Origin of the sequence: Streptomyces sp. CA-179760 (assembly GCF_050937045.1) — a bacterium.
Taxonomy (GTDB): Bacteria; Actinomycetota; Actinomycetes; order Streptomycetales; family Streptomycetaceae; genus Streptomyces.
Genome location: NZ_JBNJLZ010000001.1, coordinates 3,733,704 through 3,753,829, shown reverse-complemented (window position 1 = coordinate 3,753,829; position 20,126 = coordinate 3,733,704). Strand labels below are relative to the sequence as shown.

Genomic DNA, 20,126 nt, shown 5'->3' with positions numbered 1-20,126 from the left:
CATGCGTCAGTACGACGACCACACCCGGGCAGGCGAAGGGTGCCGTATACGGGGTTCACACCGATGGCCCCGGGTGCGAACCTGTGATCATGAGCCGTATCGAAGCGCGCAGCCCCGAGGACACCGAGACGACCGGCGACCTGGTCGGCCTCCTGCTCGACGGCCTCCCCGCAGAGGCGGTCCTCACCGACTCCGACGTCACGGCCGCCTACGCCAACGACATGGCGAGCTTCTGCCCGGCCGGCAGCCCGGCCGTGGTCGTGCTGCCCCGCACGACCGAACAGGTCCAGCACGTGATGCGCACCGCCACCGCCCTGCGCGTCCCGGTCGTCCCGCAGGGCGCCCGCACCGGACTGTCCGGCGCCGCGAACGCCTCCGACGGCTGTGTCGTGCTCTCCCTGACGAAGATGGACCGGATCCTGGAGATCAACCCGGTCGACCGCATCGCAGTCGTCGAACCGGGCGTCATCAACGCCGCCCTGTCCCGGGCCGTCGGCGAACACGGCCTGTACTACCCGCCGGACCCCTCCAGCTGGGAGATGTGCACCATCGGCGGCAACATCGGCACCGCCTCGGGCGGGCTGTGCTGCGTCAAGTACGGCGTGACCGCCGAGTACGTCCTCGGCCTGGACGTCGTGCTGGCCGACGGGCGGCTCATGTCCACCGGCCGCCGCACCGCCAAGGGCGTCGCCGGCTACGACCTCACCCGGCTGTTCGTCGGCTCCGAGGGCTCGCTCGGCATCGTCGTACGGGCCGTCCTCGGACTGCGCCCCAAGCCGCCCGAGCAGTTGGTGCTGGCCGCCGAGTTCTCCTCGGCCGCCGCCGCCTGCGACGCGGTGTGCCGCGTCATGGAGGGCGGCCACGTCCCGTCACTCCTCGAACTCATGGACCGTACGACGGTCAAGGCCGTCAACGACCTGGCGCAGATGGGCCTCCCCGAGAGCACGGAAGCACTGCTCCTGGCCGCTTTCGACACCACCGCCCCGGCCGCCGACCTCGCCGCCGTCGGCGCGCTGTGCGAGGCCGCCGGCGCCACCCAGGTCGTACCGGCCGACGACGTGGCCGAGTCCGAACTGCTGCTCCAGGCACGGCGGCTGTCGCTCACCGCGCTGGAGGCCGTCAAGGGCGTGACGATGATCGACGATGTGTGCGTGCCCCGCTCCCGGCTCGCCGAGATGCTCGAAGGGGTCGACCGGATCGCCGAGAAGTACCGGCTCACCATCGGGGTCGTCGCCCATGCGGGCGACGGCAACACCCACCCGACCGTGTGCTTCGACGCGGCGGACCCCGACGAGTCCCGGCGTGCCCGGGAGTCCTTCGACGAGATCATGGCCCTCGGCCTGGAACTCGGCGGCACCATCACCGGCGAGCACGGCGTCGGCGTCCTGAAGAAGGAGTGGCTGGCGCGCGAGATCGGCCCCGTCGGGCTGGAGATGCAGCGGGCCGTCAAGCAGGCCTTCGACCCGCTGGGCATCCTCAACCCGGGCAAGCTGTTCTGACCGCCTGTTCTCACTGGGCGAGCAGCTGGTCCAGCTCGTCGTCGAGACCGAGCTGTTCGCCCTCCGCTCCCGGCGGGACCACGCGCAGCGTGCGCTCCAGCCAGGCCGACACCGGGGCCGCCGGTGCCTCCAGGAGGGCGTCCCCGTCGGGTGAACTGAGCGCCATGAGGACGATGCCGCGCCCGTCGGCCCGGGTCGGCCAGACCCGTACGTCCCCCTGCCCGCACGGCCGGAACACGCCCTCCACCAGCAGGTCCCGGGCGAACGTCCAGTGCACGGGGTGCTCGGAGGCGATGTGGAAGGTGACGTGGACGGCGTACGGGTCGTCGGTGCGGTACCCGAGCCGGGCGGGTACCGGGATCGAGCGCTCCGGCGACAGGACGAGCTTCAGCTCCAGTTCGCGTTCCACCACGGTGCGCATGGCGGTGTCCCTTCTCCTGATGGTGGCCCGAGGGCCGGTCACGAGGGGAGAGCGGGCGGGGGCCGGAGCATTACGCGGGTTCCGGAAGTTTTTTCGCGCGGGGCTCCCGGGGCGTAGCACATCGGTGCTCGAATGGGGTGGGTCCGGTGGGAGCGGCCGTGGGGCTTGCGCTCGTCTGATAGATGTGGAGGCCCCCAGTTGACCCCCGAGCAGATACGGGACCGACGGACATGAGCGCCCCTACCCCGGCCCCCGGTGACGACAGGCCCCGCGAAGGGTTCTACCCGGACCCGTCCATCCCCGGATATGTCCGGTACTGGAACGGTGCCTCCTGGGTGCCGGGCACCAGCCGTCCGGCGCCCAAGGAGGGCGAGACGCTCGCCCCGCCGCCCGGTGCGGGGTCCGGCTCCGCCGCCTCGGTCGAGGAGACGGGCCCGCACTTCTTCGACGAGGACCCGGCCGGGGGCCCCGTCCAGGGGCAGTCCGCCGCCGACGCCCAGCACGGCAGCCGTCCCGAACCCGCGACCGCCTGGGGCGCCGACCGCTCCCGCCAGTCCGGCTTCGGCGGCGACCAGGACCGCCGTGTCTCGTGGGGCGCCCCCCAGGGGGCACAAGGGGCCGCCGCCGCGCAGGGATCCGACCCGAGGGTGCCGCACGCCGACGCCGGGCCGCAGGCCGACCGCGGGCCGGACGCAGACCGCGGGGCGGACGGCGAGTCCGCCGGCCAGGAGGCGGACGCCGCGTCCGCCGGCGGCACCTTCGTCTTCCGCCGTCCGACGGGGAAGTCCGGGGGAGGGGCGGCGGCATCCGCCGAAGCTCCCGACGAGGGCACGATGACGTTCCGCGCGGTACCGCCGCGCCAGGGCACGGGGAGCCCGGCGGCCGGTTCCGGCGCGCAGGGCGGGCCGGCGGCCTCCGGCGGCAACGCGGGAGCCGGGGGCTTCGGGGCGGCGGCGAGCAGTGGCTCGGCGGGACCCGTCTTCGGTGCTCAGGCCGGCTCCGGTGGCAATCAGGCCGGGCCCGCCTTCGGCGCGCAGCCCGGTGCGGCGGCCGGTTCCGGGGCCAACGCCGCGGGGCCCGGCTTCGGCGCCGGCAAGGCGGCCGCCGCCCGGGCCGCCGCAGCGCAGGCGGGTGCGGGGGCGGTCGGCGCCCAAGCCGCCGCCGCGGCCCCGACGGCGCTGTCCGGACCGCAGGCTTCGCCCACCGTTCCCCCGCAGTCCGGCGGGCCCCAGCCGGGGGCCGCCGGCCCCCTCAGCGCGGGCCTTGGCGGCGGTCAGTCGTCCTGGGCGCAGCAGGTGCACCGGCTCGCCGGAGCCGGCGACGAGCAGCCCGTCGCGCCCTGGAAGCCGCCGACCGAGGATGTGTTCCAGGCGGCCGCGCGGCGCCAGGCGGCGGCCCGCCCCGCCGGGCTCGGCAAGCGCCTGGCCGCCCGGCTGCTGGACACCGTCGTCCTCTTGGGTGTCACCGCCGCGGCCGCCGTGCCGCTCGGCACCATGGCGATCGACCACGTCAACGAGAAGATCGACGCGGCCAAGCTCTCCGGCGAGACCGTCACGGTCTGGCTGCTCGACGGCACCACGTCGGTCTACCTCGGCATCATCCTGGCCGTACTGCTGCTCGTCGGCGTCGTCTCCGAGGTGCTGCCCACCGCCAAGTGGGGCCGCACCCTCGGCAAGAAGCTGATGGGTCTCGAAGTCCGGGACATCGAGGGCCACGAGGCCCCGGACTTCGGCTCCGCCCTGCGCCGCTGGCTGGTCTACAGCGTGCCCGGGCTGCTCGTCGTCGGGATCGTCGGCGTCGCCTGGTGCCTCTTCGACAAGCCCTGGCGCCAGTGCTGGCACGACAAGGCCGCCCACACCTTCGTGGCGGGCTGAGCGGCAGCCGACTACCCCGTCCGGCGGTCTGCCGGATGCGAAGGCGTGGGGTTCGCGGTCGACTCGGGCCATGAGCAGTGAACCGCCCCCGGCTCCGGGCAGCAGCCCCCGGACGACGACCCGTTCAGGAAGCAGCCCCCGAACGAGCCGCCCGGTGGGGGCGCGGGCTCGCCCTACGGCAGCGAACCCCCGCCGTACCAGGGCGGCGGCGGGCCCGCCGGTGGCCCCGGCGGCGGTCCCTACGGCGGGGACCCGTACGGCGGCGGCTCCTACCCCACCGACCCCCTCGCCGGCATGCCGCCGCTCGCCGACAGCGGCAAGCGCACCCTCGCCCGCATCCTCGACATGATCCTGGTGGGTGTCGTCGTCTGGCTGATCACCTGGGGCTTCGACGTCAACGAGTACGACGTGGACAGCGACCGCATCGAGGTCGGCAAGTCCTTCTGGCAGTCAGGGGTCGCCGCCGTCCTCTACATCGCCTACGACACCGTCCTGATCGCCAGGACCGGCCAGACCCTCGGCAAGAGGCTGCTGCGCATGCGGGTGGCCAACCTGGACAACGGCGACACGCCCTCCGTGCAGAACTCGCTGATGCGTGCCGCGGTGCTGTGGATCCCGTTCGCCTTCTGCTGCGCCTGTGTCTGGACCGCGGTCTGCGGAGGCTGGAGCTTCTTCGACCGGCCCTACAAGCAGGGCCTGCACGACAAGGCGGCCAAGACGGTCGTGGTCAGCACCGGTTGAGAGCCGGAGGGATCAGCCGGCGGTCAGGAGGCCGCCCGCTCGCGCACCGGCTCCGGGGCCGGCGCGGGGACCGAGGCCCGTAGGGGTTCCACGGGGGCGGGCTGTTCCACCGCGGCCTGGCGTTTGCCGGGCAGCGGCACCGTCATGGCGACCAGCAACCCGAGGGCGAGCGCCGCGAGGGCGATGATCGCGACCCCCACACCCGAACTCGTCTGTGACAGCAGCAGCATGGCGAGGGTCGAGAAGATCACGGTGCACGAACCGTAGGCGAGCTGTGCGGCAGTCGGACGGGGCATGGCCATCATGTCCTCGAAAGTGGGGTCCACGGGGGTGTCGGCCTGGCTTTCCGCCGCATACCCAGCGTTCCGCCAAGTGACATTCTCACGGGCAGGGTGCCCGAGCGGAACCGCCGGTAAGCGTGACCTAATCAACAGGTCCGGAGCACAGGGGGCGCACGGGGTCATGACGTCCACGGAGTGGACATATGCGCGCGCCTGCTGCCAGGTGGGCATGCGGTCGGTTGTCCGCAAAACGAACGTGGACTCCGCATAGTGCACTTGACCTGTCCAAGTCAAGGTCTGTCTTTTCTGCTTAACCTCTAGTCAAATGTCGTCACTTGACTACACGCGTTGATCACGCGCGCGCGGCCTCCTGCACATAAGAGACCCCTTCCTCCGCGCGCTCGGACGCGGGGGAGGAACTCAAGTGACCAGTAGACCCTGGACGTTCAGAGCGGCCGCCATCGGTGTGGCGCTCGCGGCGGCCACCGCCACCGTCTCCACCTATGCGGTGGCGCAGGCCGACGACGCCTCCGCTCCCCGGTCCACCACCGTGGACCGGCACGACCCGGCGGAGCACAAGCACGACGAGCACAACCTCGATGGCCCGCTGAGCAAGACCCAGGAGGCGCAGCGCCAGGAGGCCCTGAACCAGGTCATATCCGGCAAGTCCACGGTCAAGAACCGTGAGGGCTCCAAGGTCGTCCAGCTCAAGAGCAAGAAGGGCGACAGCAAGTACGTCGAGCTCGGCCGCGAGAAGACCGACAAGATCTTCACGGTCCTGGTCGAGTTCGGCGACCAGATCGACAGCAAGTACGGCGGCACCCCGGGCCCGCTGCACAACAAGATAGCCAAGCCGGACCGCAAGAAGGACAACTCCACGGCCTGGCGGGCGGACTACAACCAGAAGTACTTCGAGGACCTCTACTTCGGCACCGGCAAGAAGACGGAGTCGGTCAAGAAGTACTACGAGAAGCAGTCCTCCGGCCGCTACTCGGTCGAGGGCGAGGTGTCCGACTGGGTCAAGGTCCCCTACAACGAGGCCCGTTACGGCAACAACGCCTGCGGCGACACCAACTGCCCGAGCGTGTGGAACGTCGTCAGCGACGGTCTGACCGCGTGGGTCGCCCAGCAGAAGGCGGCCGGCAAGACCGACGCCGAGATCAAGGCGGACGTCAAGCAGTACGACCAGTGGGACCGCTACGACTTCGACGGCGACGGCGACTTCAACGAGTCCGACGGCTACATCGACCACTTCCAGGTCGTGCACGCCGGTGAGGACGAGTCCGCGGGCGGCGGCGTCCAGGGCACCGACGCGATCTGGGCCCACCGCTGGTACGCCTTCGGGACCGACGCCGGCGCCACCGGCCCCGCCGACAACAAGCTCGGCGGCGCGAAGGTCGGCGACACCGGCATCTGGGTCGGCGACTACACCGTCCAGCCGGAGAACGGCGGACTCGGGGTCTACGCCCACGAGTACGGCCACGACCTCGGCCTGCCGGACCACTACGACACCACCGGCGCCGGCGACAACTCCACCGGCTTCTGGACCCTGATGTCCTCCGGCTCCTGGCTCGGCACCGGCAAGAACGAGATCGGTGACCTGCCCGGCGACATGACCGCCTGGGACAAGCTGCAGCTGGGCTGGCTCAAGTACGACACCGCGAAGGCCGCGACGAACTCGTGGCACAAGCTGGGTGTCGCCGAGTACAACACGAAGCACAAGCAGGGCCTCGTGGTGGAGCTGCCCAAGAAGAAGGTCACCACGGAGATCGTGGAGCCCGCGCAGGGCGCCACGCAGTGGTGGAGCGGCAGCGGCGACAACCTCAAGAACTCGCTGACCCGTTCGGTCGACCTCACCGGCAAGAAGTCGGCGTCGCTGACCCTCGACGGCTGGTACGACATCGAGGCCAACTACGACTACCTCTACGCCGAGGTGTCGACCGACGGCGGCGCCAACTGGACCGCTCTCGACGGCACGGTGGACGGTCAGCCGATCCCGCGTGACGGCAGCGACAAGCCGGCGCTGACCGGCACGGTCGACGCGTACAAGAAGCTGGCGTTCCCGCTGGACGCCTACGCGGGCAAGAAGATCGACCTGCGCTTCCGCTACCAGACCGACGGCGGCGTGGCCCAGAAGGGCTTCGCGGCCGACAGCATCACCGTCACCGCCGACGGCGCGGCCGTCTTCTCCGACGACGCCGAGTCCGTGGACGCGGCCTGGAAGGCGAACGGCTTCGCCCGCATGGGCGCGTCCTTCACCAAGGACTACGCGCAGTACTACCTCGCGGAGAACCGCCAGTACGTCTCGTACGACAAGACCCTCAAGGTCGGCCCGTACAACTTCGGCTTCTCCACGACCCGTCCGGACTGGGTGGAGCACTACCCGTACCAGAACGGTCTGTTGATCTGGAAGTGGGACACCTCCCAGGCGGACAACAACACCAGTGTCCACCCGGGCACGGGTCTGCTGCTGCCGATCGACTCGCACCCGAAGGCCATGAAGTGGTCCGACGGCACGCTGATGCGCAACCGGATCCAGGCCTACGACGCGCCCTTCAGCCTCTTCGGCACGGACGGCATCAAGCTGCACAACGCGGACGTCGCGACGCGTGTCCCGTCGTCGAAGGGGGTGTCGGTCTTCAACGACCGGAAGAACACCTACTACGACGAGACGAACAAGACCGGCGGCGTCAAGATCACTGACACCAACACCAAGATCAAGATCATCAAGGAGGCGAAGGACGGCTCGACGATCGAGCTCGAGGTCGCCCCCGCAGCGAAGTAGAACGCGTCTTCGCAGCTCAGAGCATGATCGGCGGCGACCCCCTGGCGGGTCACCGCCGATCCGTGTTTAGGTGCGTCCTGTGGTTCTCTTATTGACACCGACCGGCACAACGACCGACACGGGGGTATGAACGCATGGCTGCAGGAGGATTCTGCAAGCTGCCGAACGGCACGGTGGTGGTGGCACTGAACCTGCCCAGCCCCGCCGCCGACGGCCCCGGCTCCGTCCGCGTGCTCGTCCACTCGGCCAACCGCGCCCGAGCCCTGACCAGGCTCCGCAACCTGGGCCTGCGGGCGGTCTACCTGCGCGGCAACGCCGCCCCGCCGACCCCCGACGAGATCACGGCCGTCCTCCACCACCCCGACGGCCTCATATGGCGCACGGCCCCGGACAACGGTGTCCTGCCCCCGGACCTCACCACGGAACTGTGGCGCCCGATCAGATCCCTCCTGAGACGCCCGACGGCCCAGACCTGACTCCGCGCCCCACCCACGCCCTCACGGCCTGGGAGCGGGCCCACGCCCGCCCGGACATGATCGGGCCGCTCCCACGGCCCACGGCCGGCCCCGCGAGCGCCGCGGCGCTCGCCCCGCTGTGGGGCATGGCCCCGCCCGGGGCGGCAGGGAGGCCCGGCGGCTCGCTGCCGCCAGCCGGATGGCACCTTGCCCGGTGGCACGCGGCCTCCCGCGAAGGACCCGGGCCGGGGTGGGCTCACCTAGGGCCTGTCGTTCGGATCAGGTCGCAGGAAACTGACGGTTCCTGGAAATCGCCGGTGAGCGGGGTCTGGTGCGTGCAGCTGCAAGGCGGAGGAGGGCGGCGATGCGGAGCATCGGCAACCGACGACAACGCGGCAGATGCGCGTGCCGGACCCCGCGTCTGCGGCGTGATCCAAACGACAGGCCCTAAGGGACGACCGGCTTCCCGGACAGCTCCACGCCCGCCTCGCGCAGCTCTTCCAGGGCTCGTTCCGTGGTCTCCTGGGAGACGCCCGCCGTGAGGTCGAGGAGGACCTGGGTGCGGAAGCCCTCCCGGGCCGCGTCCAGGGCTGTGGCGCGGACGCAGTGGTCCGTGGCGATGCCGACCACGTCCACCTCGGTCACGTCTCGGGAGCGGAGCCAGTCGGCCAGGTTCGTGCCGTTCTCGTCCGCTCCCTCGAAGCCGCTGTACGCCGCCGAGTACGCCCCCTTGTCGAACACGGCGTCGATCGAGCCGGAGGCGACCGCGGGGGCGAAGTTGGGGTGGAAGCCGACGCCCTCCGTGCCCGCGACGCAGTGCGCGGGCCAGGAGTGGACGTAGTCCGGGTTCGTGGAGAAGTGGCCGCCGGGAGCGATGTGGTGGTCGCGGGTGGCCACGACGTGCTGGTAGCCGGACCCGGCCGCCTGCCCGATCAGCTCAGTGACGGCGGCAGCCACATCGGCACCGCCGGCCACCGCGAGGCTGCCTCCCTCGCAGAAGTCGTTCTGCACATCGACGACGATCAAGGCGCGGCGCATGGTCGGTGTCCTTCGGCTATGAGGTCGGCAAGCCCGGCCGGTGAACTTCCGAGCCTATTGACAGAGGGGAGAGGGCGGGAGGGGGACGGGTCGGCGCATCGCGGCACACCGCATTAGCTACCCGAGGCGCCGTGCACGTACTCCGTGGGAAGGACGGGCTCCCCGCGCGAGAGCTGCGTGGCCGACATCGGGAGCCCCGCGCGCGCCGCCGTGTGCCGCTCGCGCGCCGCGTCCAGCGGCTCGCGCGCCACCACCTCACCGCCCTTGACCAGCTCCACCAGCAGCTGCCGGTCCGCGAGAGCGGCCGGCACCGGCCCCGTGCCGATCACCTCGGCCTCGGCCACCCCGTGCGCGTCCGGCCGTCGCGCGGCCCACTTGCGTCCGCCCACCGACGTCTTGCCCCCGGTCGACTTCTTCGCCACCGGCACCAGCGGTGCCTTCGGGTCGGTGGACTCGGCCCGCGCGACCAGCTTGTAGACCATCGAGGACGTCGGATGCCCGGAGCCGGTCACCAGCTGCGTACCGACGCCGTACGCGTCCACCGGCGCCGCCGCCAGCGAGGCGATCGCGTACTCGTCCAGGTCCGAGGTCACGACGATCTTCGTACCGGTCGCCCCCAGCTCGTCCAGCTGCTGCCGCACCCGGTGCGCCACCAGCAGCAGATCGCCGGAGTCGATCCGTACGGCCCCCAGGTCGGGGCCGGCGACCTCCACGGCCGTGCGGACCGCCTCGGCGACGTCGTAGGTGTCGACGAGCAGGGTCGTGCCCCGGCCCAGCGTGTTCACCTGGGCCTGGAAGGCGTCCCGCTCGCTGTCGTGCAGCAGGGTGAAGGCGTGCGCGGAGGTGCCGACGGTCGGGATGCCGTAGCGGAAACCGGCGGCGAGGTCGGAGGTGGTCGCGAAGCCGCCGACGTACGCGGCCCGGGAGGCCGCCACCGCCGCCAGCTCGTGCGTGCGCCGGGCGCCCATCTCGATCAGCGGCCGGTCACCGGCGGCCGACGACATGCGCGAGGCGGCCGCGGCGATCGCCGAGTCGTGGTTGAGGATCGACAGGATCACGGTCTCCAGCAGCACGCACTCGGCGAACGTGCCCTCCACCCGCATGATCGGCGAGCCCGGGAAGTACACCTCGCCCTCGGGGTAGCCCCAGATGTCCCCGCTGAAGCGGTAGCCGGCGAGCCAATCGAGGGTCCGCTCGTCCACGATCCCCCGCTCGCGCAGGAAACCGAGGACGGCCGGGTCGAAGCGGAAGTTCTCCACCGCGTCCAGCACCCGTCCGGTGCCGCCCACGACGCCGTAACGGCGCCCGTTCGGCAGCCGCCGGGTGAAGACCTCGAACACGCTCCGCCGCTCGGCCGTGCCCGCTTCGAGCGCGGCCCGCAGCATCGTCAGCTCGTACTGGTCCGTGAAGAGCGCCGTCGAGGGAACGTCCACCGGCAGCCCAAGGTCCGCTGTGTTCATGGCGAAATCGTACCCCCATTTCGTCAGTCTGACGATTTGCATCAAGGCTCAGTGCCCGCAAGCCCGTTTGTGCGACTACCCCCCTCGGGTGGCAGCATGGGCATGTGACGTCACCCGCACCCCTGGAGATCGAACGCACCGAGTCGGCGGAGGAGGTTTTCGCCGTCCCCGAGCCGGACCTCCCCTGGGTCACCATCGTCCACAACGACCCGGTCAACCTCATGAGCTATGTGACGTACGTCTTCCAGACGTATTTCGGCTACTCCAAGGACAAGGCCACCAAGCTCATGATGGACGTCCACCACAAGGGCCGGGCGGTCGTCTCCAGCGGCAGCCGCGAGGAGATGGAGCGCGACGTGCAGGCCATGCACGGCTATGGCCTGTGGGCCACTCTCCAGCAGGACCGCAAGTAGCCAGCAGCCCGCCCAGCAGCGAAAAGGCGTTCATGCCCGGAACCTTCGAACCGCTTCCCGGCGGCGGCGCGGCCGTCGCCCTCGACGACGTCGAGATCTCCATCATCCGGTCGCTGGCCGTCCAGCTCCTGGAGCTCATCGGCCCCGGCCCCGCCGAGGACGCCCCCGACGACCCGCTCGCCGAGCTGTTCGCGGACGGTCCGAGCGAGCCGCCGTCCGACCCGGTGCTCAAGCGGCTCTTCCCGGACGCCTACAGCGACCCGGAGCAGCCCGCCTCGCCCCGGGACGCCGAGGAGCAGCGAGCGTACTCCTCCGAGTTCCGCCGCTACACCGAGAACGACCTGCGGGCCGGCAAGCGCGACAGCGCCCTCGCGGTGATCCGCTCCCTGGACGCGCTCTCCTCGGCCTCGGCCGGTGAGGGCGGGGCCGTGCTGAAGCTGTCGCCGGGGGAGTCCCAGCAGTGGCTGGGCGCGCTGAACGATCTGCGGCTCGCGATCGGCTCGCGGCTGGAAATCACCGACGAGGAGGACAGCGACCTCCTCTATCGCCTCCCGGACGAGGACCCGCGCAAGCCGATGGTGATGGCCTATCTGTGGCTGGGTGGACTCCAGGAGACGCTGGTCGGAACGCTCATGCCCTGATCAGTGCAGGTTTTGTGACCGGCGGGTGATCGAGCGGTGTTCGCTCATAGGACACTCAAATCCGGATAACGATCACGTTACCGCGCCCGCCTTCTATGCCGTCTTCGGCAGCGCTTTGTCCGGTTCTCCCTGTGCGGTGCGTCACAAATCAGCCATGTGATCAATGTTGCGGCCGTGATAAATCTTCACGACCGCCCGGCCGACACCACCCGAATGTCCGGCCGGGTGCGCCACCGAGCCGGCAACCGTCGGCCAGGCACGAGCGGCCTTCCGAGGCCGGCTCAGCTCCATCATTCCGGGGGGATCGAGACCCGATCCGAGGCCGACGCAGGTCCGGATCGGCATGGAGAAAGGCGCACCACACATGACCTCTGCGCAGGTCGACACGGAAAACGTCCCCGAAGAGGGGTATGAGCGCGGACTCGGCAGCCGCCAGGTCCAGATGATCGCCATCGGCGGCGCCATCGGCGTCGGCCTGTTCATGGGTGCCGGAGCGAACATCGCCAAGGCCGGCCCCAGCATCATCCTCATGTACGCCCTCGCGGGCGTCGTCATCTTCTTCATCATGCGGGCCCTGGGCGAACTGCTCCTCTACCGGCCCGTCTCCGGCTCCTTCGCCGAGTACGCCCGCGAGTTCCTCGGCCCGTTCTTCGGGTTCGTCACGGGCTGGACGTACTGGCTCATGTGGGTGGTCACCGGCATGGCCGAGCTCACGGCCGCCGCGATCTACATCCACTTCTGGTTCCCGGAGATCCCGCAGTGGGTCAGCGCCCTGGCCTTCCTGGTGGTGCTCTTCGGTGTGAACCTGATCTCCGTCAAGATCTTCGGCGAGGTCGAGTTCTGGTTCTCGATGATCAAGGTCACGGCCATCATCGGCATGATCGTCATCGGCCTCGGCGTGCTCACCCTCGGCTTCTCCGACGCCGGTGACACCGCCACCGTCTCCAACCTCTGGTCGCACGACGGCTTCTTCCCGAACGGCATCGGCTCCAGCCTGATGACGCTCCAGGGCGTCATGTTCGCCTACCTCGCCGTCGAGCTCGTCGGCGTCACCGCGGGCGAGTCCGAGAACCCCGAGAAGACCCTGCCCAAGGCCATCAACACCCTGCCCTGGCGCATCATCGTCTTCTACGTCGGTGCCCTGCTGGTGATCCTCTCCGTCGTCAAGTGGACCGACTTCTCCGCCGGCGAGAGCCCGTTCGTCCACGCGTTCGGCGAGATCGGTATCCCCCTCGCCGCGGGCATCGTCAACTTCGTGGTGCTCACCGCGGCCCTGTCGTCCTGCAACTCCGGCATGTACTCCACCGGCCGGATGCTGCGCGACCTCGCCGCCAACAGCGAGGCCCCGAGCGCCTTCGGCAAGCTCAACGCCCGCAAGACCCCCGCCGTCGGCATCACCGTCTCCGTGGCGCTCATGGGCATCGGCGTCGTCCTGAACTACGTCGTCCCGGAGAAGGCGTTCCTCTACGTCACCTCCGTCGCCACCGCGGCCGGCATCTGGACCTGGATGATGATCCTCGTCAGCCACATCCGCTACCGCGCCGCGGTCGACGCGGGCCGGCTGCGCGCCTCGTCGTTCCCCGCCCCCGGCGGAGCGCTCTTCAGCTGGGTCGCGCTCGTCTTCCTCATCGGCGTGACGTTCATGATCGCGTACGACAAGGACGCGCGGATCTGCCTGTACGTCGCGGCCGGCTGGGCCGTCGCCCTCGGCATCGGCTGGGCGGTCCTCAAGAGCCGCAACCCGCAGATCGCCGAGCGCCGCGACCCGGACCTCGAAAAGGTCGGCTGACACCCGCCCCGGACGCCCAGCGGCGGGGAGTACTCGTGGCACTCCCCGCCGCTGCCGCTCAGGGCGTCCGGCATATGGGCCGTTCCGTACCAACCCTCGGTACGGAACGGCCCTTCTGCTTATCCTGACCAGCATGCTGACCCTCACCCAGGCCCTCGTCGACCAGATCGTCGCCCACGCGCGCAAGGACCACCCCGACGAGGCGTGCGGCGTGGTCGCGGGCCCGGCGGGCTCGGACCGCCCCGAGCGCTTCATCCCGATGCTGAACGCGGCGATGTCGCCCACGTTCTACGAGTTCGACTCCGGCGACCTGCTCAAGCTCTACCGCGAGATGGACGACCGCGACGAGGAGCCGGTCATCATCTACCACTCCCACACGGCGACCGAGGCCTACCCCTCCCGCACCGACATCTCCTACGCGAACGAGCCGGGCGCCCACTACGTCCTCGTCTCCACCGCCGACACCGACGGGGCCGGTGAGTTCCAGTTCCGCTCGTTCCGTATCGTCGAGGGCGCGGTCACGGAGGAAGAGGTCCAGGTCGTCGAGGCGTACTGAGCAGGCCTGAAGCAAGCCCCTGAACAAGCCCTGAGCAGCGCGGTCTCACTCCCCGGCCCGGAACCGTCCGCGATGTGGGATCACATTCCAGTACCCGGACCGGGAATCGATACGATGACCCCATGGTTTTCGATGACGTGAGCGACAAGACGCCGGGCGAGCTGCTCGTGGCGCGGCTGCACGTCGACCTGTGCAGGCTCGCCAGCGCCATCTGTTGACGCAGGTCCCTGCCGCCGTACGGCCGTGAGCCGTGGCGCTGCACACACGTACTACCCCGGCTGTTCCTGCGCTGCCGCGCGCCCCGACCGACTACTCCCGACAGGAGCCCTGAAGCCATGGCCATCGAGGTCCGCATCCCGACCATCCTCCGCACGTACACCGACGGTCAGAAGGCGGTGGAGGCCAGCGGTGACACCCTCGCCGAGCTGTTCACCGACCTCGAGACCCGGCACGCCGGCATCCAGGCCCGCATCGTCGACGGCGACCAGCTGCGCCGCTTCGTCAACGTGTACCTGAACGACGAGGACGTCCGCTTCCTCGACGGCATCAACACCAAGCTGTCGGACGGCGACAACGTCACGATCCTGCCGGCCGTGGCCGGCGGCATGGTCTGATCAACGATGCGTTACGACTCACCCCTGGCCGCGGTAGGCAACACCCCCCTGGTGCGCCTGCCGCGGCTGTCGCCGTCCCCCGACGTCCGTATCTGGGCGAAGCTGGAGGACCGCAACCCGACCGGCTCGGTCAAGGACCGCCCCGCCCTGCACATGATCGAACAGGCGGAGAAGGACGGCCGCCTCACCCCGGGCTGCACCATCCTGGAGCCCACCTCGGGCAACACCGGCATCTCCCTGGCCATGGCGGCGAAGCTCAAGGGCTACCGCATCGTCTGCGTGATGCCGGAGAACACCTCGCAGGAGCGCCGTGACCTGCTGGCCATGTGGGGCGCCGAGATCGTCTCCTCCCCGGCCGCGGGCGGCTCCAACACCGCCGTGCGCGTCGCCAAGGAAATCTCGGCCGAGCACCCGGACTGGGTGATGCTGTACCAGTACGGCAACCCGGACAACGCGGGCGCCCACTACGCGACGACGGGCCCGGAGATCCTCGCCGACCTGCCCTCCGTCACCCACTTCGTGGCGGGCCTCGGCACCACGGGCACGCTCATGGGCGTGGGCCGCTTCCTGCGCGAGAACAAGCCGGACGTCCAGATCGTCGCCGCCGAACCGCGCTACGACGACCTGGTCTACGGCCTGCGCAACCTCGACGAGGGCTTCGTCCCCGAGCTGTACGACGCCTCCGTCCTCACCAGCCGCTTCTCGGTCGGCTCGGCCGACGCGGTCACCCGTACCCGGGAGTTGCTCCAGCAGGAGGGCATCTTCGCCGGCGTCTCGACGGGTGCCGCGCTGCACGCCGCGCTCGGCATGGGCCGCAAGGCCGTGAAGGCCGGCGAGCAGGCCGACATCGTCTTCGTCGTCGCGGACGGCGGCTGGAAGTACCTGTCGACGGGCGTCTACACGGCGGCCACGACGGAAGAGGCCATCGAGACGCTCCAGGGACAGCTCTGGGCGTGAGCCGAGGGCGGATCACACGCGAGGGCCGGAGTTCTCACTCCGGCCCTTTCGGTTCTCCGGGGAAGGCCGGGACGCCTCACCCAGCCAGATACCGCACCCGGTCCCACAGCGCCGGGTCCACCACCCCGACCCGGCGCCGGAAGCCCCACACCGGGACCTCCCGCAGCTCGTCCGTCTCCAGGAAGCTCGCGCGGCCCCTGGCATCGCCGACCGTGCCCGGTGGCAGCGGGATGACCCCGCCCCGCTCGTGCCGGAACCGTGTGGTGATCTTCGCGACGGTAGCCCGCTCCCCGCGCACCGCCAGCACCAGACACGGCCGGTCCTTGGTCCGCGCCTCGTCCTCGTAGGGCACGTCGGCCCACCAGATCTCCGCCGGTTGCGGCAGACCCGCCACCGCGGTGGCCGGTGCCGCCCGCCTGCCCCGCCGCACCGACGACCGGCGCCCCCAGCCGTCGACGAGCGTGGCGACGAGCGCGAGCAGTACCACCGCGGCGAGCGCCAGCCACCAGGACGTGTCCATACTGAGACGTTACCGGCGCCATCCCTCCCATGCGCCCAACCTCACAAGGATCACGCCCCGCCCTGCCGCCCGAACCGGTGACACCACAGGTGAGTTCGCCCACAACAGCCCTTGGCGGAGGAGCTACCGGAGGTTTTGCGCCTTACGCTCGACAAACCGCACGACCCCCGACGCCCCTACACAGACTTTCCCGCCAGCGGAGGTTTCTGCTTCATGAAGCTCACCGTCGTCGGCTGCTCGGGGTCGTTCCCGTCCGCGGAATCGGCCTGCTCGAGCTACCTCGTCGAGGCCGACGGCTTCCGGCTGCTTCTCGACATGGGCAACGGTGCCCTGGGCGAGCTGCAGCGCCACTGCGGTCTCTACGACCTCGACGCGATCTTCCTCAGCCATCTGCACGCCGACCATTGCATCGACATGTGCGCGTACTTCGTCGCGCGCTACTACCGCCACGAGGGCGGCCGCTGCGACCCGCTCCCGGTCTACGGACCCGAAGGCACGGAACACCGGCTGACCACCGCCTACGCGGACACCCCCTCCGCCTCCTCCATGAGCGAGGTCTTCGACTTCCACACGGTCAAGCCGTCCACCTTCGAGATCGGCCCCTTCACGGTGCACACCGAGCGGGTGGCCCACCCCGTGGAGGCGTACGGCATCCGCATCGAACACGACGGCAAGGTACTGACGTACTCCGGCGACACGGGCATCAGCCCCGCCCTGGACGAACTCGCCCGGGGCGCCGACCTGTTCCTGTGCGAGGCCGCGTTCACGCACGGCAAGGAGAACATCCCCGACCTGCACCTCAACGGCCGCGAGGCAGGCGAGACGGCCGCCCGGGCAGGCGCCCGGCACCTGGTCCTCACCCACATCCCGCCGTGGACGGACCCCCAGGTCAACGTCGCCGACGCCCGCGCGGTGTACGACGGTCCGGTGGACCTGGCCGCCCCGCGCCAGACGTACGAGGTCTGAACCAGGTCTACGCGCGCAAAGGCCCCGGAACCAGACGGTTCCGGGGCCTTCCTCGTGCGGAGCTCTACTTCGCCTCCGCCTTCTGCAGCTCGGCGAGTTCCTCGTCGGACTCGCGGCCCGGCGTCGGCAGGTTGAACTTGGTGATCGCGAAGCGGAAGACCACGTAGTAGACCGCCGCGAAGCACAGGCCGACCAGGACCAGGCCCCACGGGTTGGTCGCGATGCCCAGGTTCAGACCGAAGTCGATCGCGCCGGCCGAGAAGCCGAAGCCGTCCTTCATCCCCAGCGCCCAGGTCAGTGCCATCGACACACCCGTCAGCACCGCGTGGATCGCGTACAGCACCGGGGCGATGAACATGAACGTGAACTCGATCGGCTCGGTGACACCGGTCACGAAAGAGGTCAGCGCGAGGGAGAGCATCATGCCGCCGACGACCTTGCGGCGCTCCGGCCGGGCGCAGTGCACGATGGCGAGGCAGGCCGCCGGAAGGGCGAACATCATGATCGGGAAGAAGCCGGTCATGAACTGTCCTGCGGTCGGGTCGCCCGCAAGGAACCGGGCTATGTCACCGCTCTTGCCCTCGTACGTGCCCGCCTGGAACCAGGGGAAGGAGTTCAGCAGGTGGTGCATGCCGATCGGGATCAGCGCACGGTTGGCGACACCGAAGATGCCCGCGCCCACGGCTCCGGAGCCGACCAGCCACTCGCCGAAGTTGTGCAGCGCCGTGCCGAGGACCGGCCAGACGTAACCGAAGACGATGCCGATGACCAGGCCCGCGAAGGCGGACAGGATCGGAACCATGCGGCGACCGCCGAAGAAGCCCGCCCAGTCCGGCAGCTTGGTGCGGTAGAAGCGCTGGTAGAGCAGGGCGACCACGAGGCCCATCACCACACCGCCGAGCACCTTGGCGTCCACCGGCGCGTCCACCATGACGACCTTGCCGTCGACGGCCGTCGCCACCTGCGGCAGGTTCGGGTCGGTGAAGGTGGCGAGCACGTTCTTGAAGACGAGGTAGCCGACCACGGCCGCCAGGGCGGTGGAGCCGTCCGACTTCTTGGCGAAGCCGATCGCGATGCCCACGGCGAACAGCAGCGCCATGTTGTCCAGGATCGCGTTGCCGCCGGCGGCCATGAAGCTCGCGATCTTGGTGATGAAGGCGGGGAACGACTCCCGTCCCAGCATGTCGGTGTTGCCGAGGCGGACCAGGAGGGCGGCGGCCGGCAGCACGGCGACGGGCAGCATGAGGCTGCGGCCGATACGCTGCAGGACCGCCATCACCGCAGTCCCCTTCTTCGGGCTCGCGGGCGCGGCTGTGTCTGTGGACATGAACTTCCTCCATGGGGCACGGCGCCGCCCAGGAAGAGTTCGACGGGGGACGGCGGCGTCTCAAAAGGGGAGCGCGGTATCCACCGCGCGACCTCCACCAGTGAGTGGTGTAGACCAGTTGTAGCACGGTAGGCCGAACGAGTGGAACCCGCCATTTTCCACTCTCTGCGACGATCAAGCCCCGGCGTCCCCCGCCCCTACCATCACCCTTTGTCGTGAGGCGTGATCCTGGTGTAGACCAGTCGTGACAAGCGGTTCGGATCAGGGAGAACAGAGATGGCCAGCAAGGCTGAGAAGATCGTTGCCGGGCTCGGCGGCATCGACAACATCGAAGAAGTCGAGGGCTGCATCACCCGCCTGCGGACCGAGGTCGTGGACCCCGGCAAGGTCGACGAGGCCGCTCTGAAGGCCGCCGGCGCCCACGGCGTCGTCAAGATGGGCACCGCGATCCAGGTCGTCATCGGCACGGACGCCGACCCGATCGCGGCGGAGATCGAAGACCTCATTTGAATCCTCCCCTCCCTGATGGGAGGGGATTCCTGGCTCAGGCTGCCTCCTGGAGCGGCGCTCCAGGAGGTCTTGCCATCGGCGCCAGCCGGGTTGAGACCAGCCCGGACGAGCATCACGTGTGCGGAGTTCTTGTCCCGTGGGGACACGTATCCGCATGCGGTGCAGGTGTAGGTGCGCTCACCCAGCGGCAGGCGATGCTTGGCTCTCGCATCGCACTGCGCGCAGTCCATCGTGGTGTGCGCGGGGTGGACCAGGCGGATGTCCCGCCCGTGCTTGCGGCTCATCTCGATCAGAGCGGCCTTGGTGGCGCCGATGGCAGCGTCCGCGGCCTTACGGGCCATCGTGGACTTGGCCAGGAACCTCGGACGGAAATCCTCCACAGCGACGGCGTCATGCTCCCGGACCACCTTCTTGGCCCACTTACGGCCGGTGTCCTCGCGCTGCCTGGCGACCTTCTTGTACGCCTTGGCCCGCAGCTTCTTCGCCTCGCGGTAGCCCTTCGACGCCGGCTGTCCCTTCTTCGGCCTGCGTCGGGCCATCATCCGGTCGTACCGGGCCAGCCTCTGCCGGGCCTTGCGGCCGTGCCCGGCGTGCGGAAGGTCGTGCGCCTCGGACGTGGTGGTCGCGGTCTCCTTCACACCCCAGTCGACACCCAGTGCGCGGCCGGTCCTGGGCAGGGGCTGCACCTCGGCAGGCACCACGAACGAGGCGTACCAGTGCCCGAGGCTGTCCTGTAGACGCGCACCGAGGACGGCTCAGCGGGCAGTTCCCGCGACCACACCACCGCAACCACGATCCCGCCCGCCAGGTGCAGCCGGCCGTCCTTCAACCGGAAACCCCGCCGTCCTTGTGCGCTTTGGCACGGGCGCGGCCGAAGTCACGGATGACCTGCTGCTGGACAACCGACGAGCCCTCACGCAACCACGGCGTCGTCCTGCGGGCTTCGGCCAGCATTTTGTCCAGCTGTGCCGGGGCGCACGTCTGCTTCCTGCCACTCGCCACGTTGTGCAGGTGCACGGCCTTGGACTTGGCGACGCATTCGTTCCACACCCAGCGGCATCGGTCCCCCTCCGCCACCAGGGCAGCGCCGGCCGTGGACGACACACGCAGCCGGTACGTGAAGCGGGCATGCCCGACCTCCGCAACCGCCCCCACCTGCACCACCTCGCCCCCTGACAGCCCCGACCGGGACAGTGCCATCCCGTTCCCCGCGAAGGACCATACGTACGACAGCCGCACACACGTGCCCAGATCCCACTGACATCACCCAGACCGGCGA

The 20,126-nt window shown here is 69.9% G+C and carries 19 protein-coding genes and 2 pseudogenes; 14 read left to right on the top strand and 7 right to left on the bottom strand.

Translation table 11 applies throughout. The features are described from left to right. Nucleotides 1-83 precede the first annotated feature (83 nt). Nucleotides 84-1,499: an FAD-binding oxidoreductase gene (locus ACQEV8_RS16735; protein ID WP_432960932.1), complete on the top strand. Its 1,416-nt coding sequence runs from the start codon at nt 84-86 to the stop codon at nt 1,497-1,499. Between the two features lie 10 nt (nt 1,500-1,509). Here ACQEV8_RS16735 and ACQEV8_RS16730 read toward each other — a convergent pair whose 3' ends face one another. After that, the gene (locus ACQEV8_RS16730; RefSeq protein WP_432960930.1) at nt 1,510-1,920 is read right to left on the bottom strand and encodes an SsgA family sporulation/cell division regulator; all 411 of its coding nucleotides are present in this window, start codon (nt 1,918-1,920) and stop codon (nt 1,510-1,512) included. Nucleotides 1,921-2,150: 230 nt separating this feature from the next. Between ACQEV8_RS16730 and ACQEV8_RS16725 the strand changes: the two genes are divergently transcribed. Both ACQEV8_RS16725 and ACQEV8_RS16720 read left to right on the top strand, forming a co-directional pair. After that, nucleotides 2,151-3,794 carry an RDD family protein gene (locus tag ACQEV8_RS16725; protein ID WP_432960928.1) on the top strand — a complete coding sequence of 548 codons (1,644 nt, stop codon included), beginning with the start codon at nt 2,151-2,153 and terminating at the stop codon, nt 3,792-3,794. A 70-nt stretch (nt 3,795-3,864) separates the two neighbouring features. After that, nucleotides 3,865-4,535: pseudogene (locus tag ACQEV8_RS16720) on the top strand (RDD family protein). Nucleotides 4,536-4,558: 23 nt separating this feature from the next. On the opposite strand, the gene ACQEV8_RS16715 reads toward ACQEV8_RS16720, so the two are convergent. Continuing rightward, nucleotides 4,559-4,831, bottom strand: a complete 273-nt coding sequence (locus tag ACQEV8_RS16715; RefSeq protein WP_432960926.1) for a hypothetical protein — start codon at nt 4,829-4,831, stop codon at nt 4,559-4,561. A gap of 409 nt (nt 4,832-5,240) precedes the next feature. Between ACQEV8_RS16715 and ACQEV8_RS16710 the strand changes: the two genes are divergently transcribed. Continuing rightward, on the top strand, nt 5,241-7,601 hold the full coding sequence (locus ACQEV8_RS16710) for an immune inhibitor A domain-containing protein (RefSeq protein ID WP_432960924.1): 2,361 nt from the start codon (nt 5,241-5,243) through the stop codon (nt 7,599-7,601). A gap of 134 nt (nt 7,602-7,735) precedes the next feature. Then, nucleotides 7,736-8,077 carry a hypothetical protein gene (locus ACQEV8_RS16705; protein ID WP_432960922.1) on the top strand — a complete coding sequence of 114 codons (342 nt, stop codon included), beginning with the start codon at nt 7,736-7,738 and terminating at the stop codon, nt 8,075-8,077. 426 nt (nt 8,078-8,503) lie between these two features. On the opposite strand, the gene ACQEV8_RS16700 is transcribed toward ACQEV8_RS16705, so the two are convergent. Together ACQEV8_RS16700 and ACQEV8_RS16695 are read right to left on the bottom strand one after the other, a co-directional pair. Next, a complete protein-coding gene (locus tag ACQEV8_RS16700; RefSeq protein ID WP_432960920.1) occupies nt 8,504-9,094 on the bottom strand; it encodes an isochorismatase family protein in 591 nt (196 codons plus the stop codon). Between the two features lie 113 nt (nt 9,095-9,207). Further along, complete coding sequence (locus ACQEV8_RS16695) at nt 9,208-10,554, bottom strand: nicotinate phosphoribosyltransferase (RefSeq protein ID WP_432960918.1); 1,347 nt, start codon at nt 10,552-10,554, stop codon at nt 9,208-9,210. A 104-nt stretch (nt 10,555-10,658) separates the two neighbouring features. Here ACQEV8_RS16695 and clpS point away from each other — a divergent pair, with 104 nt between their 5' ends. The 7 genes from clpS (at nt 10,659) to ACQEV8_RS16660 (ending at nt 15,524) form a co-directional block, all read left to right on the top strand. Further along, nucleotides 10,659-10,967: an ATP-dependent Clp protease adapter ClpS gene (clpS, locus tag ACQEV8_RS16690; RefSeq protein ID WP_184593217.1), complete on the top strand. Its 309-nt coding sequence runs from the start codon at nt 10,659-10,661 to the stop codon at nt 10,965-10,967. Nucleotides 10,968-10,999: 32 nt separating this feature from the next. Further along, nucleotides 11,000-11,608 carry a DUF2017 domain-containing protein gene (locus ACQEV8_RS16685; protein ID WP_432960916.1) on the top strand — a complete coding sequence of 203 codons (609 nt, stop codon included), beginning with the start codon at nt 11,000-11,002 and terminating at the stop codon, nt 11,606-11,608. A gap of 364 nt (nt 11,609-11,972) precedes the next feature. Then, nucleotides 11,973-13,397: an amino acid permease gene (locus ACQEV8_RS16680; protein WP_432960914.1), complete on the top strand. Its 1,425-nt coding sequence runs from the start codon at nt 11,973-11,975 to the stop codon at nt 13,395-13,397. 133 nt (nt 13,398-13,530) lie between these two features. After that, nucleotides 13,531-13,953, top strand: coding sequence for a Mov34/MPN/PAD-1 family protein (locus tag ACQEV8_RS16675; protein ID WP_432960912.1), 423 nt, complete (start codon nt 13,531-13,533; stop codon nt 13,951-13,953). A gap of 122 nt (nt 13,954-14,075) precedes the next feature. Next, nucleotides 14,076-14,171, top strand: coding sequence for a putative leader peptide (locus ACQEV8_RS16670; protein ID WP_391097848.1), 96 nt, complete (start codon nt 14,076-14,078; stop codon nt 14,169-14,171). 117 nt (nt 14,172-14,288) lie between these two features. Beyond that, entirely contained in the window at nt 14,289-14,567 is a 279-nt protein-coding gene (locus tag ACQEV8_RS16665) for a MoaD/ThiS family protein (protein ID WP_184593209.1), read from the top strand. A gap of 6 nt (nt 14,568-14,573) precedes the next feature. Continuing rightward, nucleotides 14,574-15,524 carry a PLP-dependent cysteine synthase family protein gene (locus ACQEV8_RS16660; protein ID WP_432960910.1) on the top strand — a complete coding sequence of 317 codons (951 nt, stop codon included), beginning with the start codon at nt 14,574-14,576 and terminating at the stop codon, nt 15,522-15,524. Nucleotides 15,525-15,600: 76 nt separating this feature from the next. Here the strand turns inward: ACQEV8_RS16660 and ACQEV8_RS16655 are convergent, their stop codons facing one another. Further along, on the bottom strand, nt 15,601-16,044 hold the full coding sequence (locus tag ACQEV8_RS16655) for a type II toxin-antitoxin system PemK/MazF family toxin (RefSeq protein ID WP_432960908.1): 444 nt from the start codon (nt 16,042-16,044) through the stop codon (nt 15,601-15,603). Between the two features lie 213 nt (nt 16,045-16,257). On the opposite strand from ACQEV8_RS16655, the gene ACQEV8_RS16650 reads away from it, so the two are divergent. Further along, complete coding sequence (locus ACQEV8_RS16650) at nt 16,258-17,010, top strand: MBL fold metallo-hydrolase (protein ID WP_432960906.1); 753 nt, start codon at nt 16,258-16,260, stop codon at nt 17,008-17,010. Between the two features lie 64 nt (nt 17,011-17,074). On the opposite strand, the gene ACQEV8_RS16645 is transcribed toward ACQEV8_RS16650, so the two are convergent. Continuing rightward, entirely contained in the window at nt 17,075-18,337 is a 1,263-nt protein-coding gene (locus tag ACQEV8_RS16645) for a PTS transporter subunit EIIC (protein WP_432960904.1), read from the bottom strand. Nucleotides 18,338-18,613: 276 nt separating this feature from the next. Between ACQEV8_RS16645 and ACQEV8_RS16640 the strand changes: the two genes are divergently transcribed. Then, on the top strand, nt 18,614-18,847 hold the full coding sequence (locus ACQEV8_RS16640) for a glucose PTS transporter subunit EIIB (RefSeq protein ID WP_432960902.1): 234 nt from the start codon (nt 18,614-18,616) through the stop codon (nt 18,845-18,847). 34 nt (nt 18,848-18,881) lie between these two features. Here ACQEV8_RS16640 and ACQEV8_RS16635 read toward each other — a convergent pair. Then, nucleotides 18,882-20,011 (bottom strand): annotated as a pseudogene (locus ACQEV8_RS16635) (RNA-guided endonuclease InsQ/TnpB family protein). Nucleotides 20,012-20,126: the final 115 nt, after the last annotated feature.

Coding starts and splice junctions, on each gene's coding strand:
- ACQEV8_RS16730 (WP_432960930.1), bottom strand. CDS start 1,920: ATGCGCACCGTGGTGGAACGCGAACTGGAGCTGAAGCTCGTCCTGTCG.
- ACQEV8_RS16725 (WP_432960928.1), top strand. CDS start 2,151: ATGAGCGCCCCTACCCCGGCCCCCGGTGACGACAGGCCCCGCGAAGGG.
- ACQEV8_RS16715 (WP_432960926.1), bottom strand. CDS start 4,831: ATGCCCCGTCCGACTGCCGCACAGCTCGCCTACGGTTCGTGCACCGTG.
- ACQEV8_RS16705 (WP_432960922.1), top strand. CDS start 7,736: ATGGCTGCAGGAGGATTCTGCAAGCTGCCGAACGGCACGGTGGTGGTG.
- ACQEV8_RS16700 (WP_432960920.1), bottom strand. CDS start 9,094: ATGCGCCGCGCCTTGATCGTCGTCGATGTGCAGAACGACTTCTGCGAG.
- ACQEV8_RS16695 (WP_432960918.1), bottom strand. CDS start 10,554: ATGAACACAGCGGACCTTGGGCTGCCGGTGGACGTTCCCTCGACGGCG.
- ACQEV8_RS16685 (WP_432960916.1), top strand. CDS start 11,000: ATGCCCGGAACCTTCGAACCGCTTCCCGGCGGCGGCGCGGCCGTCGCC.
- ACQEV8_RS16680 (WP_432960914.1), top strand. CDS start 11,973: ATGACCTCTGCGCAGGTCGACACGGAAAACGTCCCCGAAGAGGGGTAT.
- ACQEV8_RS16675 (WP_432960912.1), top strand. CDS start 13,531: ATGCTGACCCTCACCCAGGCCCTCGTCGACCAGATCGTCGCCCACGCG.
- ACQEV8_RS16670 (WP_391097848.1), top strand. CDS start 14,076: ATGGTTTTCGATGACGTGAGCGACAAGACGCCGGGCGAGCTGCTCGTG.
- ACQEV8_RS16665 (WP_184593209.1), top strand. CDS start 14,289: ATGGCCATCGAGGTCCGCATCCCGACCATCCTCCGCACGTACACCGAC.
- ACQEV8_RS16660 (WP_432960910.1), top strand. CDS start 14,574: ATGCGTTACGACTCACCCCTGGCCGCGGTAGGCAACACCCCCCTGGTG.
- ACQEV8_RS16655 (WP_432960908.1), bottom strand. CDS start 16,044: ATGGACACGTCCTGGTGGCTGGCGCTCGCCGCGGTGGTACTGCTCGCG.
- ACQEV8_RS16650 (WP_432960906.1), top strand. CDS start 16,258: ATGAAGCTCACCGTCGTCGGCTGCTCGGGGTCGTTCCCGTCCGCGGAA.
- ACQEV8_RS16645 (WP_432960904.1), bottom strand. CDS start 18,337: ATGTCCACAGACACAGCCGCGCCCGCGAGCCCGAAGAAGGGGACTGCG.
- ACQEV8_RS16640 (WP_432960902.1), top strand. CDS start 18,614: ATGGCCAGCAAGGCTGAGAAGATCGTTGCCGGGCTCGGCGGCATCGAC.